The 14,311-nt window shown below is 71.6% G+C and carries 14 protein-coding genes; 5 read left to right on the plus strand and 9 right to left on the minus strand.

What is annotated here, in order from left to right:
* Positions 1-108: 108 nt before the first annotated feature.
* The 3 genes from ABZ823_RS18790 to ABZ823_RS18800 all read left to right on the plus strand — a co-directional run bounded on the left by ABZ823_RS18790 (position 109) and on the right by ABZ823_RS18800 (position 3,721).
* Positions 109-852 carry an ABC transporter ATP-binding protein gene (locus ABZ823_RS18790; protein ID WP_361661045.1) on the plus strand — a complete coding sequence of 248 codons (744 nt, stop codon included), beginning with the start codon at positions 109-111 and terminating at the stop codon, positions 850-852.
* Positions 849-3,194 (plus strand): FtsX-like permease family protein, encoded by a 2,346-nt coding sequence (locus ABZ823_RS18795; RefSeq protein WP_361661048.1) that lies wholly within the window; start codon positions 849-851, stop codon positions 3,192-3,194. Before ABZ823_RS18790 ends, ABZ823_RS18795 begins: the two co-directional genes overlap by 4 nt.
* Positions 3,195-3,406: 212 nt before the next feature.
* Positions 3,407-3,721, plus strand: coding sequence for a hypothetical protein (locus ABZ823_RS18800; RefSeq protein WP_361661050.1), 315 nt, complete (start codon positions 3,407-3,409; stop codon positions 3,719-3,721).
* A gap of 352 nt (positions 3,722-4,073) precedes the next feature.
* Here the strand turns inward: ABZ823_RS18800 and ABZ823_RS18805 are convergent, their stop codons facing one another.
* From ABZ823_RS18805 to ABZ823_RS18835, 7 genes are all read right to left on the minus strand, one after another.
* The gene (locus ABZ823_RS18805; RefSeq protein WP_361661053.1) at positions 4,074-4,433 is read right to left on the minus strand and encodes a DUF4326 domain-containing protein; all 360 of its coding nucleotides are present in this window, start codon (positions 4,431-4,433) and stop codon (positions 4,074-4,076) included.
* Positions 4,430-5,245: an SGNH/GDSL hydrolase family protein gene (locus tag ABZ823_RS18810; protein ID WP_361661056.1), complete on the minus strand. Its 816-nt coding sequence runs from the start codon at positions 5,243-5,245 to the stop codon at positions 4,430-4,432. Before ABZ823_RS18810 ends, ABZ823_RS18805 begins: the two co-directional genes overlap by 4 nt.
* 66 nt (positions 5,246-5,311) lie before the next feature.
* Positions 5,312-6,328, minus strand: a complete 1,017-nt coding sequence (locus tag ABZ823_RS18815) for a hemolysin family protein (RefSeq protein WP_361661058.1) — start codon at positions 6,326-6,328, stop codon at positions 5,312-5,314.
* Positions 6,325-7,650: a hemolysin family protein gene (locus tag ABZ823_RS18820; RefSeq protein ID WP_361661061.1), complete on the minus strand. Its 1,326-nt coding sequence runs from the start codon at positions 7,648-7,650 to the stop codon at positions 6,325-6,327. Before ABZ823_RS18820 ends, ABZ823_RS18815 begins: the two co-directional genes overlap by 4 nt.
* Positions 7,651-7,815: 165 nt before the next feature.
* Positions 7,816-8,241, minus strand: a complete 426-nt coding sequence (locus tag ABZ823_RS18825) for a GNAT family N-acetyltransferase (RefSeq protein ID WP_361661063.1) — start codon at positions 8,239-8,241, stop codon at positions 7,816-7,818.
* A 201-nt stretch (positions 8,242-8,442) separates the two neighbouring features.
* Positions 8,443-11,085 (minus strand): FtsX-like permease family protein, encoded by a 2,643-nt coding sequence (locus ABZ823_RS18830; protein ID WP_361661067.1) that lies wholly within the window; start codon positions 11,083-11,085, stop codon positions 8,443-8,445.
* 18 nt (positions 11,086-11,103) lie between these two features.
* A complete protein-coding gene (locus tag ABZ823_RS18835) occupies positions 11,104-11,943 on the minus strand; it encodes an ABC transporter ATP-binding protein (protein WP_361661070.1) in 840 nt (279 codons plus the stop codon).
* Positions 11,944-12,160: 217 nt separating this feature from the next.
* Here ABZ823_RS18835 and ABZ823_RS18840 point away from each other — a divergent pair, with 217 nt between their 5' ends.
* Both ABZ823_RS18840 and ABZ823_RS18845 read left to right on the plus strand, forming a co-directional pair.
* Positions 12,161-12,433 (plus strand): toxin-antitoxin system HicB family antitoxin, encoded by a 273-nt coding sequence (locus ABZ823_RS18840; protein WP_361661073.1) that lies wholly within the window; start codon positions 12,161-12,163, stop codon positions 12,431-12,433.
* A complete protein-coding gene (locus ABZ823_RS18845) occupies positions 12,430-12,804 on the plus strand; it encodes a fic family toxin-antitoxin system, toxin component (protein WP_361661076.1) in 375 nt (124 codons plus the stop codon). Before ABZ823_RS18840 ends, ABZ823_RS18845 begins: the two co-directional genes overlap by 4 nt.
* On the opposite strand, the gene ABZ823_RS18850 is transcribed toward ABZ823_RS18845, so the two are convergent.
* Both ABZ823_RS18850 and bioD read right to left on the minus strand, forming a co-directional pair.
* Positions 12,805-13,491, minus strand: a complete 687-nt coding sequence (locus tag ABZ823_RS18850; protein WP_361661080.1) for a class I SAM-dependent methyltransferase — start codon at positions 13,489-13,491, stop codon at positions 12,805-12,807.
* Between the two features lie 103 nt (positions 13,492-13,594).
* Positions 13,595-14,311, minus strand: a complete 717-nt coding sequence (gene bioD / locus ABZ823_RS18855) for a dethiobiotin synthase (RefSeq protein ID WP_361661083.1) — start codon at positions 14,309-14,311, stop codon at positions 13,595-13,597.

Below are 14,311 nucleotides of genomic sequence, written 5' to 3' on the forward strand. Positions count from 1 at the left end.
GGGCGTCCCTCTCCGGGTCCACCCCGTACATCGCCAGGATGACCACCGCCGCGGGATACCTCCGGGGGCTGACGCTCGGGGCTGCCCACGCCGCCTACCGTCCCTGTCATGACCACCGAAGACATCAGCGGCACGACTACGGAGGCCGGCCCCGCCGCCGTGCACGAGCAGGACATCGTCCGGGTGAGCGGCCTGCGCAAGGAGTACGGCGACACCGTCGCCCTGAACGGGGTGTCGCTGAGGATCGGCGCCGGGGAGGCGGTCGCGGTGATGGGACCGTCCGGCTGCGGCAAGTCCACACTGCTCAACATGATCGCCGGCCTTGACCGGCCGAGCGCCGGCCGGGTGCACGTGCACGGCGAGGACCTGGGCGCGATGAACGAGACCGGGCTGGCGCTCTTCCGGCGCCGCCGGATCGGCATGATCTTCCAGTTCTTCAACCTCATCGACGACCTGCCCACGATCGACAACGTCGCCCTGGCCGCCCAGCTCACCGGAACGTCCACCCGTCAGGCCCGGCGCCGGGCGCTGGAACTGCTGGACGAACTCGGCATCGCCGACCGCAGGAACGTCTACCCCGCCGCGCTCAGTGGCGGCGAGCGCCAGCGTGCGGCGGTGGCCCGCGCGCTGATGAACCGGCCCGCGCTGCTGCTGGCGGACGAGCCGACCGGCGCGCTGGACAGCCACGCGGGCGAACAGGTGATGGACCTGCTCATCGACCTCAACGAACTGGGCCAGACTCTGCTGTTGGTAACGCACGACCAGACACTGGCCACCCGCTGTGCCGACCGCCTGGTGATCATGGCGGACGGCCGGATCACCGGCGAGCGGGCTTTGGAGCGGTCGGCGTGAGCGCGGTGTGGAGGGCCTCCCACGCGGCCGTGCGTCGGCGCCGGTTGCAGACTTCCGTGATCGCGGCAGTGGTCCTCGTTTCCAGTACGGCCCTGGTGATCGCCCTCGGCCTGCTCGACGTCGCGTCGGGCCCCTTCGACCGGCTATTCGGTCAGGTGCACGGCGCGCACGTCGTCGCCACCTTCGACGCGGCGAAGGTCTCCGGCACGGAACTGGAGCGCACTGCGGAACGTCCGGGCGTACGGGCCTCGGCCGGGCCGTTTTCGCAAGCCGTGATCGACATGCCGGAAAGCGCGGCGTCCCAGATGCCCGGAATGGCGCCCGGCCCCCTGACAGTCGTCGGGCGGGCGGACCCCGGTGGCGACGTCGACCGACTGGACCTGTTCGCCGGGCACTGGGCCACCGGTCCGGGCCAGATCGTGCTGGCGTTGCCGGACGCGCCCGGGATGGGCCAGGGTCCGCATTCGCCGATCGGCAAGAGGATCCAACTGCCCGGGCAGCGGCCCCTGACCGTGGTGGGCCTCGCCTCCAGCGTGAGCGGCACCGCGCAGGCATGGGTCTCCCCGCAGCAGATCCCGGCCCTGCACCCCACGACGTACCAGATGCTCTACCGGTTCGACCGGGCCGCGACAGCCCGTCAGATCAGTGCGGACACCTCGGCGGTCAGCGCCGGCCTGCCATCCGGATCGCTGGTCGCGCATCAGTCGTACCTGACCTTGAAGGCGCAGGTCGCGGCCAACCCCAACGGCTACGTGCCGTTCCTCATAGCCTTCGGGATCCTCGGCCTGCTGGTGGCCGTCCTGATCGTGGGCAACGTGGTGAGCGGCGCCGTCGTCTCCGGCTTCCGCCACATCGGTGTGCTCAAGTCCCTAGGCTTCACGCCCCGACAGGTCGTCGCCGTCTACCTGGTGATGGTCTGCGTCCCCGCTACGGCGGGCTCGCTGGCCGGCACAGCCCTGGGCGGGGTGGTCGCGCCGCCGCTGCTGCACCAGGTCTTCCAGGGCGCGAACCTCGGCACCGCAACCGTACACCCGACGATCAGCTCCTGGGCGTACGCGACCACCGCACTCGGCATGCCCCTGACGGTACTGCTGGCCGCGCTGATCCCGGCCCAGCGCGCCCACCGGCTCTCCGCGGCACGCACCATCAGCGCGGGCAGCGCACCACACGCCGGACGGGGACCGGCGGTGCAGCGGTGGTTGAGCGGGGTGCGGCTGCCACGCTCGATGACTCTGGGCCTGGGCCTGCCCTTCGCCCGGCCCGGACGGGCGCTGCTGACCATCGCCTCGGTCCTGCTCGGCGTGGCCACGGTGACCTTCGCCACCGGCCTGTCGGCCACCATGGTCTCCTACGGCCACGCGGAACAGGACTACGGCAAGGCACAGTCGACCGTCTGGCGAGGACAGACCAAGTTCGATCAGACCACCCCGCGTCACAACGACGCCGCAACGCAGAAACTCCTGCGCTCTCTGCCGGATGTCGCAGACGTGGCCGCAGTGGGCTTCATCAACGTACGGATCCTCGGCCGGAGCGAAGGAGTGGCGATCGAGGGCGTGCGCGGGGGACAGTCGACGCTCCCGGACAGCCTGGCGCGGGGCCGCTGGATGAGCAGACCCGGCGAAGTGGTGGCCTCCGGCAGATTCCTCGCCAAACAGGGGTTACGGCTCGGCGACTCCTTCACCCTGACCGCGGCGGACGGCCGCCAGGAGCGCGTGACCCTGGTCGGCGAGAACCTGGCCGGCCCGGAGGACTGGATGCGCGCGGACTGGTCGACGGTGACCGCTCTGGCACCGGACGCGCAGGCCAACCAGTACTGGGTGCACCTCACCCGCGATGCCGACTTCAACACCTACACGAAGGCCGTACAAGCCGCCGACCCGGGGCTCTACCCGACCAAAAACACCATGCTGAACACAGACGCCGTGACTGTCATCAGCTCCGCCTCCGCACTGACCCTGATGCTGACGCTGGTCGCAGCGATGGGCGTGTTCAACACCGTCGTACTCAACGCACGGGAACGCCAGCGGGACCTCGGGATGCTCAAGTCCATCGGCATGACGCCACGCCAGGTCACGGTGATGATGGTTGTGTCCATGGCCGGACTCGGGCTCGTCGGCGGGATCCTGGGCCTGCCGCTCGGAGTCGCCGGGTACCACGTGGTGATCCCGATCACCGAGCACGCGGCCCACCTCACCTTCCCTGCCCGGATGCTGGACGTGTGGCACCCAGGGTTGATGACGTTGCTGGTGCTGGCCGGGGTGGCGATCGCCGCACTGGGTGCGCTGCTGCCGGCGCGTGCGGCGGCCCGGCAGAGCATCGCCCGCGTACTGCACACCGAGTGACGGCCGGCGGTCGTCCCTGCTGCTGCGGCGTCGACGCGTCAGAGGCCCCAGCCTCACCGTGTCGCAAGCCAAGACGGCGTCGGCGTGCGGGGCGGCGGACCGGACGTGCGGGGGCACTGAGTCGCCGGTTGTCCCGCGAGCCTCGTCAAACCCCCAACAGATGGCCGTGTCGTGGGTCACACTGGGCTCTCGATTTTTGAGCTGGGGGGACGATGAGTAATCCGTATGCCAACGCGCCGATCCGGGCCCGCATGTACTCGTCCACCGTGCACAAGGTGGTGTGGGTCGTCGTCGTGGTGCTGTCCGCTGGCCTGCTGGCGCCGGCGTTGTTCTTCATCGCGGCGAAGAAGCGGGTGGTGACGATGCTGGTGCCCGTGGTCTACGCGGTGGTGATCTACGGGTCGGCGATCGTGGAGTCGCTGGTCGGGAATCCGAAGAACTGGGAGGGCGGTGTCCTCGCCATCACGATGATCGTCGCTGCCGTGCACGCGGCGATCCTGGACACGGACTGGAAGGCGGGGCGGTAGCGGTGGGGCTTGCGATCTCGCTGGTGCGGCTGATGCTGCGCCTGACGTTCGGCATGATCGACATGATGTTCTGGGCGTGCACCCTGGGGAAGGTGGACCCTCGGACGCGCCGTTTCGTGTAGGCGTGGATCGGGGGTGCTCGGCCCGCCGGTCCCGAGAGGTACGGGACGGAACGGCGGGCCGCTGCGTGTCTGACTGCAGGACCGCCCGAATGTGCGTCAGTGGATGCAGCGCAAGCGGCTGACCGTCACCAAGAAGAAGCTGACGGAAGCGAAGGCCGAACTCGCCTGCGTCGATGTTCGGTGGAACCTACGAGAGCGCCGTCACCTTGGCCCGGGGCCGCACCCCGCCGCTACGACGGGCGGCCCGGGTGCTCGGGGTGCTCCGCGACCTCCGCCAGGATGTCGCCGTGGCACAGTTCGGGTGCGCACCAGCAGGCGAGTGTTCTGCCGCGCAGCTCCGGCACCTGGGCCAGCAGGTCGGGGCGCGCCATCAGATACTCCCGGTACTTGGCCATCACCTCGGACCGGGTCCCGTCGTTCTTCTTCCTCGGGGTGTCGATCTGGAACGGGTTGTACAGCGGGTGCTGGGGCAGGTTCCAGCCGCCCCTGGTCAGGCGGCGGCCGATGTAGACGAGGTCGTCGGGGGCGTACTCCAGCCGGGGACCGAAGTCCTGGAGGCGGCCCTTGAGATTGATCACCCTGGTCGTCACGCGCGACTCCCTCCGCAGGGTCGGTGCTCCCGGACGGCCGGGCCGTCGTACGGCAGCAGTTCCGGACGCTTGGCCGGGCGGCCGTCGCCCGACGAGCGGCCCGTCAGCCGCCGCCCTATCCACGGCAGCAGATGCTGCCGGGTGAAGCGGACGTCCTCGGTCCGGCGTGCGAGCCAGCCGGGCGGCAGGCTCGGCGGCATCGCGGTACGCCACTGCGTATCCTCCGCCTTGTACCCGAGCGTCTGCCATACGGCTTCCGCCACCCGGCGGTGTCCCTCTGCCGTCAGATGCAGCCGGTCCACGTCCCACATGCGGGGGTCGGCGAGCGAGGGCGCGCCGTAGAGGTCGACCACGAGCGCGCCGTGCAGCGCGGCGAGTTCGTCGACGCAGGCGAACAGCTCCTCCATGCGGGGCCGGAAGCGTTCGAGGACGGGGCCCTGCCGGCCGGGGCTGCGCATCAGGACGAGCTGCTTGCACGCGGGGGCCAGCCGCTCCACGGCCTGAGTGAGCAGATCCCGTACGCGGCCCATGTCGCACTTGGGTCGCAGCGTGTCGTTCAGGCCGCCGACCAGGGTGATCACGTCGGGGCGCATCGCGGCGGCGAGGTCGATCTGCTCTTCGACGATCTGCCCGATGAGTTTGCCGCGCACGGCCAGGTTGGCGTACCGGAAACCGGGTGTCCGAGCGGCCATCCGGCCCGCGAGGACGTCGGCCCAGCCGCGGTAGGAACCGTCGGGAAGCAGGTCCGACATGCCCTCGGTGAAAGAGTCGCCGACCGCGACCAGGCTGGTGTGGGTGGGGTTCGTCTGCATGGCGCCGACGATGCTATCCCGTGGCCATACCCGCCGGTCGGTCGGCCCGCCACGGGGCGGGGTGCGTCAGACGCGGTGGTGCCCGAACAGTTCCCGCAGGACGTCCTCCATGGTGACCAGGCCCGCCAGGCGACCGTCCGTACCCAGGACCGCCGCCAGGTGGGTACGGCTGCCGCGCATCGCCGTGAGCACGTCGTCGAGCGGTGTGCTCTCCCGCACCCGTGCGATGGGCCGCATGTCCCTCAGCTGGAACGGGGCGTCCCGCGGTGATGCGTCCAGCGCGTCCTTGACGTGCAGATAGCCGACGATCCGCCGCCCCTCGTCCACCACCGGGAACCGGGAGAACCCGGACTCGGCCGACAGCCGCTCCAGTTGCTCCGGAGTGACACCGACACGCGCGTACACCACGCGTTCCAGCGGCACCACCACGTCGCGCACGGGCCGGCGGCCGAGTTCCAGGGCGTCGTGCAGCCGCTCCTGGGCGCGGTCGTCGATGAGCCCGGCCTCGCCGGAGTCCGTGACGAGCCGTGCCAGTTCGTCGTCCGAGAAGGTGGCGGTGACCTCGCTCTTCGTCTCTACGCGCAGCAGCGTGAGCAGCGCGTTCGCGAACGCGTTCACGGTGAAGATCACCGGGCGCAGCGCCCGGGACAGACCGACCAGTGGCGGGCCGAGCAGCAGCGCCAGCCGCACCGGCTCGGCGAGCGCGACGTTCTTCGGAACCATTTCGCCGAGCAGCATGTGCAGATATGTCGCCAGGGCCAGCGCGATCACGAACGACACCGCCCGGCCCGCGCCCGGCGGGACGCCGACCGCGTGGAACACCGGCTCGAGCAGATGCTCGATCGCGGGCTCGGCGACGACACCGAGGACCAGAGTGCACAGGGTGATGCCGAGTTGTGCGGCCGCCAGCAGCGCCGAGACGTGCTCCAGTCCCCACAGCACACTGCGGGCCCTTCGGTCGCCCGCCTCGGCCTGCGGCTCGATCTGGCTGCGGCGGACGGAGATCAGCGCGAATTCGGCGCCCACGAAGAAGGCGTTCACGACGAGCGTCAGCAGGCCGATGAGCAGCTGGACGACGGTCACGGCTTCTCCCCCCGCTCGGGGGCCGGCGCGTGCAGCAGCAATCGGGCGGCCCGGTGACCCGTCGCGTCCACCACGTCGAGGCGCCATCCGGCGACCTCCACGGTGTCGCCCTTCACCGGGATGCGCCCGAGTTCCGTGGCGACCAGTCCGGCGAGTGTCTCGTAAGGGCCTTCGGGCACCCGCAGCCCGACGCGTGAAAGCTGGTCGATGCGGGCCGATCCGTCGGCCGAGAACAGCGCGCGGCCGTCGGCGTCCCTTCCGGCCGGGGCCAGGTCGGGCGCCTCGTGCGGGTCGTGCTCGTCCCGCACCTCCCCGACGACCTCCTCGACGATGTCCTCCAGGGTGGCGACCCCGGCCGTGCCGCCATACTCGTCGATGACGACGGCCATGGTGTTCTTCCCGGAGAGCCGGTCCAGCAGCCGGTCGACGGTGAGGGACTCGGGGACGAGGAGCGGCTCGTGCATCACCTGCGTGACCGAGCAGTGGGGGCGCGTCTCGGCCGGTACGGCCACGACGTCCCTGACGTGTGCGACACCGACCACCGAGTCCAGGTTGCCGCGGTAGACGGGGAAGCGGGACAGACCCGTCGCGCGCGTCGCGTTCGCCACGTCCTCGCACGTGGCCTGGGCGTCCAGGGCGATCACCTGGACGCGCGGGGTCATCACGTTCTCCGCGGTGAGGTCGGCGAGGTTCAGGGTGCGCACGAACAGCTCGGCGGTGTCCGCCTCGAGGGCGCCCTCCTTGGCGGAGTGCCGGGCGAGCGCCACCAGTTCCTGGGGACCGCGCGCGGAGGCCAGCTCCTCGGCCGGTTCGAGGCCGAGGCGGCGGACCATGCGGTTGGCCATGTTGTTCAGATGCGTGATGAACGGCCGGAACGCGGCGCTGAACCAGCGCAGGGGCGTGGCCGCCCGTCTGGCCACCGCCAGCGGCGAGGAGATCGCCCAGTTCTTGGGCACAAGTTCGCCGACCACCATCAGGAACATGGTCGACAGGCCCGTGCCTATGACCAGGCCCATGGACGTGGCAGCGGAGCGCGACAGGCCCAGTGACCCCAGCGGGCCGGCGATCAGCTTGGCGATCGACGGTTCGGCCAGCATGCCGACCACCAGGTTGGTGGCCGTGATGCCGAGCTGGGCGCCCGAGAGCTGGAACGTCAGATTACGTACGGCCTTCAGGGCGCCCGCCGCACCGCGCTCGCCGCGCTGTACGGCGTGCTCCAGCTCGCTGCGCTCGACCGTGGTGAGGGAGAACTCCGCGGCGACGAATCCACCGCAGGCGAGCGAGAGCAGGATCGCCACCAGCAGGAGGAGCACTTCGGTCATCGGGTCACCTCCGTCCCAGGATCGGCCAGGGACGCGGCAACCGCGCGAGGTCGGGTACTGGGAGGCTCGCCCATCGGCGGACACTCACACCTTTCCATGGTGGGACGGGTTGACCCCGTGGAGGAACCGTGTGTCCCCTCCCTGGTAAAGGATATGCAAAGTCACTCAGCTGGGGAGGGGTTTCACCCAGCGGCGCCAGTGCTGCTCGGGCGCGTACCCTGCGGCCCGCCACGCATGCTGGGCCGTCGTGTTGCTCTGGAGCACCATCGCGTCCCCGCGGCGCCCTCCGAGCCGTACGAACCGCTCCTCCGCGGCGGCCAGGAGTGCGGAGCCGATGCCGTGCCGTCGCCGGTCCGGGTGCACCGCGAGCCGGTACAGATGGCAGCGCCAGCCGTCGAAGCCGGCGATCACCGTCCCGGCGAGTTCGCCGTCCTCCTCCGCGAGGAGCAGCGCCTCCGGGTCACGGGCGAGGAGGCGCTCCACGCCGTCCCGGTCGTCGCTGATGCTCGTCCCCTCGGCGGCCACCTTCCAGAAGGCCAGCACAAGGTCGAGGTCCTCGGGCCCGGCGGTACGTATACGCAGATCACTCATGTGGTGATCACACACCATGCCCGGAGGGGACGCCCCGAACATTCCGCCATGCGGACGTCGCCTCGCGGGCGACGCACAGTGCGAGGGCCTGGGCGCACCCGCGGCGCGGCCACCGGGCGGCCGGCGCCGGGGCGCGGTCCGCCCGGCCGGCGGCAGCATGGTCTCACCGCATGGCGCCGTCGTGACCCCGTCGTGGCGCTGTCACTCGTGTGCGATCGCCGCCAGCACGTTCATGCGCGACGCGCGCAGCGCGGGCAGCAGCGCGGCCACCACGCCCACGACCGCCGAGCCCACCACGACGGCCACGATCGTGCCCCAGGGGATCGCCAGCGCCTTCATGCCCTGCAACGCGAGCACCCGCTGGATGCACAGCCCCCACACCAGCCCCAGGGCCAGCCCGAGGACGGCTCCGAACACGGCGATCACCACGGACTCCAGCCTGATCATCCGCCGCAACTGCCGCCGGGCGAGCCCGATCGCACGCAGCAGCCCGATCTCCCGGGTGCGCTCGACGACCGACAGGGCCAGGGTGTTGACCACCCCCAGCACCGCGATGAGGATCGCCAGGCCGAGCAGCGCGTAGACCAGGTAGAGCAGCACCGCGATCTGGTCGTGCACCAGCTTCTTGTAGTCGGCCTGGTCACGGACCTGCACCTGGGGGTACGGATCGAGCGTCTTCTCCAGACGGGCCCGGAGCAGGTCCTTGGATGTGCCGGGCGCGGCGTTCACATACAACCCGGAGTCCTGTCCGCCCGGTACGTACTTCTGGAACGTGGCCATCCCGAGGAACAGTCCGCCCTGGGTGCCGAAGCCGTCCGACGCGCCCTGGTCGGTGAGGGCCCCGACCCTGAGGCCGGCGCTGCGCCCGTCCGGGAACCGGACGACAAGCGTGCTGCCGACGTGGACGCCGTGTTCCCTGGCGAACGGCGCGTCCATCGCGATGGAGCCGGGTGCGAGCGCGGCGGCCGTGTCCCCCCGGACGTAATTGATGTGGGCCACCTCGTCGAGCCGCGGGTCGTAGCCCCCGGCGATCGTCTCGACGCGCCTGCCGTCCGGCAGCCGCAGCGCGACGGGTGTGAACCGCTGGCGTACGACGAGCCCCGCGCCGTTCGTCGCCCCGACCCGGTCGGTGATCTCCCGCGGGAACGCCTGGAAATTGCTGTTCTGCACCACGAAGTCGGCGCCGAGTGTCTTGTCGATCTGCTGGTCGAACGACTTGGACATGGACGTGCTCGCCACCGACATCCCGGTGACCAGGGCGATCCCGACCATCAGGGCGGAGGCGGTGGCACCGGTGCGGCGGGGATTGCGCAGGGCGTTGCGCTGGCTCATCCGCCCGATGGGGCCGAACAGAGCGGGGAACGCGGCGCCCAGCACCCGGATCACGGGCCGTACCAGCAGCGGGCCCGCGATCACGGTGGCGACGAGCGTGAGGACCACGCCGACCCCCAGCAGGGACGCGGCGGGCGCGGTCTTCGTCGCCCGTACGCAGCCCGCCAGCGCGGCCACGCCGAGCACGCCGACGATCGCGCCCGCCACCGCGCGGATCGTCAGGGGCCGTCCCACACCGGCGACCTCGGCGTCCGCGAGGGCGGCCATCGGGGACACCGCGGCCGCCCGCCGGGCCGGGAGGTACGCGGCGACGAAGGTGACGCCCACCCCGACGACGTACGCCGCGACAGGGGTCACCCAGCCGATCACCATCTCGGTGGACTTCAGGTTCATGCCGAACGCGCTCATCAGCCGGATCAGCCCGGCCGCGAGCCCGATCCCCGCGGCGAGCCCGAGCGTCGAGGCGACCAGGCCGAGCAGCAGGGCCTCCGTGAGCACGGACCGGCGCACCTGCCGCCGGTCGGCGCCCAGGGCACGCAGCAGGCCCAGTTCACGGGTGCGCTGGGCGATGAGCATCGAGAACGTGTTGACGATGAGGAACACACCGACGAGCACGGCGATGCCGGCGAACCCCAGCATCACGTACTTGATCACGTCGAGAAACGCGCCGAGCTGGTCGGTGGCGGACTTGGCCCGTTCGCTCGCCGTCCTCAGATCGTAGGGCGAAGAGTCGCGGGACGAGGGGCCGGTGGGCGAGGAGTCGCGGGACGGGGACCCGGAGGACGAGGAGCCGTCGGACGAGGGCTCGAGCGCCGCGGCGATCCGCTGCTTGAGCCGCGCGTCGGACACTCCCGGTGTCGCGTCGACCGAGATGGCGGTGGCCGCCTCTGGCCGGCCGAGCAGCCGGGTCTGGGCGGTCGGGGTGTCCAGGAAGACCAGGGCGGCGCCCGGGTTGGTGGTCGTGAAGGTGGCGATCCCGACCACCCGCACCGTGAACGAGCCGGGCTGTGCGAGCACCCGCAGAGTGTCGCCGATCCGCACCTGCCTGTGCCGGGCCGTGTCCGCGTCGAGCAGCGCCTCACCGGGACCGTGCGGTGCGTGCCCCGACGTCAGCTTCACCGGGCTGCGGTCGGAGACGTACCAGTTCTTGGCGATGGTGGGCGCGCCGGTCGTGGGGCCCACGGGCTCGTTCCCGCGGTCGACGACCGTGATGTTCTCGACGGCGACGTCCACATGGGCCGCCGCCACCCCGTCGACCCGGGCGATCCGCTCGGCCAGCGACGCGGGGAGGGTCGACGTCACTCCGGTCGGGACCGGCGAGGTCAGGTCCTCCTTGGGACTCACGGTCACATCGGCCGCCGTGGAGGCGAACAGACGGTCGAAGGTACGGGTGACCGTGTCCGAGAAGATCAGGCTGCCCGCGACGAACGCCACGGACAGCAGGACGGCCAGGGCCGAGAGCGCGAGCCGTCCCTTGTGCGCCAGAAAGCTGCGCAGCGTCGCCTTCAGCACGGTCGCCTCAGCCCTCCCTCACTCCTCGTGGTGGGCCGTGTCGTCCGCGCCCGCCCGGACCGTGCCGAAAGCGGGATCCTGGGGGCTCCCCCCGGCGAAGAGGCGCATGCGTTCCAGCACCGCCTCCGCCGTGGGCCGTGCCATCCGGTCCACGATCCGCCCGTCGGCCAGGAACAGCACCAGGTCGGAGTGCGCCGCCGCGCCCGGATCGTGCGTGACCATGACGACGGTCTGCCCCAGTTCGTCGACCGCCCGGCGCAGAAAGCCCAGGACCTCGAGCCCCGCCCGGGAGTCGAGGTTGCCCGTCGGCTCGTCCGCGAAGATCAGTTCGGGGCGGGAGGCGAGCGCGCGGGCACACGCGACACGCTGCTGCTGCCCGCCGGAGAGCTGCGACGGCCGGTGCGTCAGCCGGTCGCGCAGCCCGAGAGTGTCGATCACCTGGTCCAGCCACTTCCGGTCGGGCTGCCGGCCCGCGATGTCCATGGGCAGCGTGATGTTCTCGGCCGCGTTCAGCGTCGGGATCAGATTGAACGACTGGAACATGAAGCCGATCCGGTCCCGGCGCAGCCGGGTCAGCTCGCGGTCCTTCAGACCGGTGATCTCGGTGTCGCCGAGCCACACCTGCCCGGCCGACACGGTGTCGAGCCCCGCGAGGCAGTGCATGAGGGTCGACTTCCCGGAGCCCGAGGGACCCATGACCGCGGTGAAACGGCCGCGTGCGATGTCCACGTCGACCGAGTCGAGGGCGAGCACCGTCGTCTCGCCCGAGCCATACGCCTTCGTCAGCCCCCGGGCGCGGGCGGCGATGCCGTCCCCCTCCCCGGGCCCCGGGGAGAGCTCCGCAGCAGCAGTGGACAAGGCCACCTCCTCGGTCGTGGACGTCCCGGCTCCTTAGCAGGGTCCGTCCGGCACGAGCGTAATGTGATGCGCGCCACGCCCGGTATCCCCCTGGCTCCAGGCGCGCCCTTCTCGCAGGTCATGCCCGGACCGTTGGTGCGAGGGGCGCTCGCCTCGTACCGGCGGTGCGCCCCCCGCGCCCTTGCCGGTGCTAGCGCGGCGGCGCTAGCGTCGGAGGATGGCGAAGACCCAGCTGAACGTGAGGGTGGACGAGGACACCGCCCGAGTCGCCCGCGAACGTGCCCAGGAGCGCGGTATGAGCGTCAATCGCTACATCGAGGAACTGGTCCGGCAGGACACGGGCGAGGCCGGCCACACGTTCGTCGAGGCCGCCGCCGACTTCATGAAGCAGTACGAGTCCGTCTTCGCCGAGGAGTTCGGGTCCGCTCCCGGGGGCCGGACCGAGGGCCCGCGGGAGCGCCGGGGCGAAGGCAAGTCGCTGAGCCGTTGAGCCATCTCAGGATCGACCTCGCCTGGCTGCTGATGGTCGCAGAACAGAAGACCCCCGGGGATCCCCAGGTCACCGACTGGGGAGCGCTCGTCGCCGCGGTCGGCCGGCACGAGGCGGAGATATTCGGCGTCCCCGTCTACGACACCCCGCACGCCCGCGCCGCCGCCCTGCTCCAGCTCCTGCTGCACATTCCGGCGCTGGAGCGCTCCAACGCGCTGTTCGCCTCCGCGGTCGCCTACGCCTACCTCGTCGCCAGCGGCGTCAAGGTCGTCACCTCAGCCGAGCAGGTGCGCGACCTGGCCCGGCTGGTGAAGAGCGGCGCGGCCTCGGTGGACGACATCGCGCGGGAGCTGCGGCAGTGGAGCCTGTGACTACTCCTCGCGCGCGGGCCGCCATGCGGTGCCCAGCACGCAGTACGACGTCGGCAGCCGCGGCCCCTTCTCCGGCACCAGCATCCGTCGGTAGGGGCCCAGTTCGAAACCGGCGGCGCGCAGGACCGCGACCGGGTCCCGGGAGAGATGACAGCCGCCGTTGAGCGCCGGCCACACCGTCCGGTCCAGGGCGCGCTGGGCGGAGCGCATCGCGGGGCCCCCGCCCACTCCGTGCTCGAAGAACCTCAGGCACCCGCCGGGCCGCAGCACCCGCCGTACCTCGCCGAGCGCCCGCGGCACGTCCCGCACGCTGCACAGCACCAGTGAGAGGACCGCCGCGTCGAAGGCCTCGCTCTTGACCGGCAGCGCCTCCGCCGCGCCCGGGGCCACGTCCACGGGCACGTCGGCGCGCAGGGCCGCCTCGACCGCGCGCTGCCGCAGCAGCCGCTCCGGTTCGATGGCGACGACCTCCGAGACCGTACCCGGATAGTGGGCGAAGTTCAGACCGTTGCCCGCGCCGATCTCGATCACCCGGCCGGACAGTCCGGCCAGCAGGCGGTCCCGTATCGGGCCCATGCCGAGGCGGGTCTCGGCGGCGACGCTGATCCGGGAGTAGTAGCGGGCGAACAGCGGGTGGTGCACGGTGTCGCGCGACACCCTGCGGGTGCGGACGGACCGCAGCGCCATGAGCACCTCCGGGGGAGGACGGGCCTTACCCGGATTGTCCCCCGCACCCGCCGTCCCCATCCCCGCCGCCGGCCTCCGCGTCACGCCTTACCGGACAGCACAGTCAGGGCGCCTGCGACGAGGCGAACGCCTCCGAATCCCACCTGCCGCCGAGCGGAGCAGCCAGCCAACCGGGCGCCTCGGCACGGAAGTCGGCGGGCGCGTATGCGCCGGCTCCCTCGGGCAGCGCCCCGAGCAGCGGCGCCTGAGCCACCACCGGAAGGTCCGCGAGGTTGCACCGCGACGCGAGGTCGGCCGCCCCGGGCCAGCTGCCGATGACCACACCCGTCAACTCCAGCCCGCGGCGCCGTACCTCCCGCGCCGTCAGTTCGGTGGTGTTGAGCGTGCCGAGGCCGGCCGTCGCGACCACCAGCACCGGTGCCGCGAGCAGCCGGGCCGCGTCCGCGAGGGTGCCGCCCTCGTCGTCGAACCGTACGAGCAGCCCGCCCGCCCCCTCGACGAGCACGAGGTCGTGCTCGACGGCCAGTTTCGCGGCCGCCTCCGCCACCTCCCGGGGCCGTACGGGCGGCAGGCCGGCCCGCCGGGCCGCCGTCGCGGGTGCCAACGGGTCGGGGTACCGGGCAAGTTCGCACACCGTCCAGGCACCCGAGAGCCGGGCCACCTCGCCGGCGTCCCCGCGCTCCTCGGGGCCCACCCCCGTCTGCGCGGGCTTGAGCACGGCCACGGACCGGCCCTCCGCGACGGCCACCGCCGCGACGGCCGCCGTCGTGACCGTCTTCCCGACCTCCGTACCGGTCCCCGTGACCACCAGTACCGACAT

This window comes from Streptomyces sp. NPDC047079, assembly GCF_040643755.1.
Taxonomy (GTDB): domain Bacteria; phylum Actinomycetota; class Actinomycetes; order Streptomycetales; family Streptomycetaceae; genus Streptomyces.

What these genes read in the sequence shown, in the direction of transcription:
- ABZ823_RS18790 (WP_361661045.1), top strand. Translation starts at nt 109, where the DNA reads ATGACCACCGAAGACATCAGCGGCACGACTACGGAGGCCGGCCCCGCC.
- ABZ823_RS18800 (WP_361661050.1), top strand. Translation starts at nt 3,407, where the DNA reads ATGAGTAATCCGTATGCCAACGCGCCGATCCGGGCCCGCATGTACTCG.
- ABZ823_RS18810 (WP_361661056.1), bottom strand. Translation starts at nt 5,245, where the DNA reads ATGCAGACGAACCCCACCCACACCAGCCTGGTCGCGGTCGGCGACTCT.
- ABZ823_RS18820 (WP_361661061.1), bottom strand. Translation starts at nt 7,650, where the DNA reads ATGACCGAAGTGCTCCTCCTGCTGGTGGCGATCCTGCTCTCGCTCGCC.
- ABZ823_RS18825 (WP_361661063.1), bottom strand. Translation starts at nt 8,241, where the DNA reads ATGAGTGATCTGCGTATACGTACCGCCGGGCCCGAGGACCTCGACCTT.
- ABZ823_RS18840 (WP_361661073.1), top strand. Translation starts at nt 12,161, where the DNA reads ATGGCGAAGACCCAGCTGAACGTGAGGGTGGACGAGGACACCGCCCGA.
- ABZ823_RS18850 (WP_361661080.1), bottom strand. Translation starts at nt 13,491, where the DNA reads ATGGCGCTGCGGTCCGTCCGCACCCGCAGGGTGTCGCGCGACACCGTG.
- bioD (WP_361661083.1), bottom strand. Translation starts at nt 14,311, where the DNA reads ATGTCGGTACTGGTGGTCACGGGGACCGGTACGGAGGTCGGGAAGACG.